The sequence below is a fragment of the Phaeovulum sp. genome (genome assembly GCF_041596715.1).
In the GTDB taxonomy this organism is placed as follows: Bacteria; Pseudomonadota; Alphaproteobacteria; order Rhodobacterales; family Rhodobacteraceae; genus UBA6213.
Window position 1 is genome coordinate 1 of record NZ_JBFHIA010000359.1, and the last position, 2,168, is coordinate 2,168.

Annotated in this window: 3 protein-coding genes; all 3 read right to left on the reverse strand. The window is 66.9% G+C overall.

Going from position 1 to position 2,168, the window contains the following annotated elements:
* Positions 1 to 489 (reverse strand): FAD-dependent oxidoreductase (locus ABY403_RS15965; RefSeq protein ID WP_372841798.1); only part of this gene is annotated, 489 nt, incomplete at its 3' end.
* The gene (locus tag ABY403_RS15970; protein ID WP_372841799.1) at positions 486 to 737 is read right to left on the reverse strand and encodes a (2Fe-2S)-binding protein; all 252 of its coding nucleotides are present in this window, start codon (positions 735 to 737) and stop codon (positions 486 to 488) included. The genes ABY403_RS15970 and ABY403_RS15965, both read right to left, overlap by 4 nt.
* Positions 734 to 1,894 carry an NAD(P)/FAD-dependent oxidoreductase gene (locus ABY403_RS15975; RefSeq protein ID WP_372841801.1) on the reverse strand — a complete coding sequence of 387 codons (1,161 nt, stop codon included), beginning with the start codon at positions 1,892 to 1,894 and terminating at the stop codon, positions 734 to 736. The genes ABY403_RS15970 and ABY403_RS15975 overlap by 4 nt, the downstream gene beginning before the upstream one ends.
* Between the last annotated feature and the right edge of the window lie 274 nt (positions 1,895 to 2,168).

Below are 2,168 nucleotides of genomic sequence, written 5' to 3' on the forward strand. Positions count from 1 at the left end.
GCCCAAGGCCAGCAGCAAGGGGCCAGAACCCGCCAGCAGCACCCGGCCCGGTGGCGGCGTGCCTGTGGTTTTAAGCAGCGTTTGCAGCGCACCTGCGGTTGTGACGCCGGGCAGTGTCCAGCCGGGCCGCGGCTGCACGGCCTCGCGTGCGCCCACCGCCAGAACCAGTGCGCGTGGGCGAAACAGTGCGGCCCTCGCGCCGGTCAGCAGCACCGCGCCGCTGTGGTCTATGCCGCCGAAACGGGTCTCGCAGGCGATCTCGATTCGCACGCGTTGCGCCTCAACCTCGGTCATGAGCGCGCGCCAACGCCGCGTCTGCGCGGGGCTGGCCAGTGAGCGCCCCCCCGGCAAGGGCTGGCGGTGCACCGCGCCACCCGGCCGCAGCGCCTGATCGACAACCAGAACCGCAAGTCCGGCGCGCGCCAGTTCCAACGCAGCCGCCAACCCGGCAAGCCCCGCCCCAACCACCAGAACGCGTGCGCCGCTCATTTCTGCACCTCGCACGCGGCAAGCGCCATGCCGTCTTGGCAGGGCAGCAGGCATGCCTCGGTCAGCCGGTCGTTATACTGCACGAGGCAATTCTGGCACTGGCCGATGCCGCAAAACAACGCGCGCGCCTGCCCTTGCGGTGCGTGGCCAAAACACAGAACGCCCGCACGCATCAGCGCCGAAGCCACGGTTTCGCCTGCCAAAAATGGCACTGACGCGCCGTTCCACAAGATGTTTCCGCCGCTCATGCCATAGGCCCCGGTTGCACCGCGCCAAACCGCGCGGGCGAAAGACGTGCAAGGTCGTCGGCCCAGTCTGGTGCCGGGCCTTCGCCGCGCGCCATCGCCGCGACCTCGCGCCCGATCAGTGCTGACAGGCAGATACCGTCGCCCTCAAAGCCCGTGGCAAGAATCACCCGCGCCGTTCCCGGAAGCGGCCCGACAATGGGCAACCCGTCCGGCACCGCCGCGCGGATACCCGCAAAGGCGCGGATCACCCGGCGCGCGGCCAGCGCAGGAAAGGCGCTGGTGGAGCGGCCCAGCAGGCGACGCAACGTCTCAAAATCGACGCGCGTGTTGTCGCCGTGATCCTCGCGCGAGGAACCTATCAGAAATTGCCCGGTCGCCAGCGGGTCGATCACCACCGGCGGCAGCGCCTCGCGCCCCGGACCATTGGTTTTTGCCAATAGATATGCGGCGGCGGTCAGTGCGCCGGGCAGGGCACCCTGTGGGCCGGCATCGGTTACCAGCAACTGGCCCGCGCGCGGTATTACTGGCAGGCCGGAAAATATCTCGGGCGTCGATACGCCAAGTGCCGCGATCAGAATGCCCGCGCGCAAACGCTGCGCACCCAGATCGACCGTGACACCGGCGTCATCGGCCTCAAAGCCTGCAAGTGCGGCGGGCCAAAGCCGGGTGATGCGCGGATGCGCAAGATACGCGCGCACCGCCTTGTGTCCGGGCATGTGCCCCTCGCCTGCAAGCACCAGCAACCGCTCGACCCCCGGCCCGGTGCCGGGCAAAAGCCCCGCACCGCCATCTGAAAGCACACGCACCGGCCCGGCCAGTTCAGCAAGTTTGGCAATCAGCGCATCTATCGCGCCCATCTCCGCAGCACCCGCGCCGAAAACATACGAGGGGCGCGCAGCAAACGCCGCAGCCAGCAGCCCGCGCGCCGCCAGATCGCGCGTATAAAGCAACGAGCCGGTTGCAAGGCGCGCCATCACGCCAGGTTTTTTCGAGGCGACCGAAACCGCGCCGTCCGATGCGCCCGACGCCGCCGCGGCGGGCCCCACGGCATCGGCCACCGCAACGCGCAGCCCAGCCTCGGCCAGATGCCATGCGATCGAGGCACCCACGATGCCCGCCCCGGCAATCAACACGTCATGATCCGCTGGCTTGGCCAAGAAAATATCCACCTTGAGGTTGCGTTCCCCAAAGGCTAGCCGCGCAAAAGCGCCTGCGCGATGCAAAATACGGCATCCGAGTTACAACAAAATTTGCAAGATGCTATTTGGTTGGCAGCTATGCGTCCTGTGATGGCTTCGAGTTACAAGACGAATTGTATATTACCCCATCAATCTTGTATTGATCGAGCGCCGGAAAGCGGGTGGTCTTGCGGCAACCGGCCCGAAACCAGAAGGTCGGCACAGCAGAATTGTCGCGGCAGGGGCCGCATCA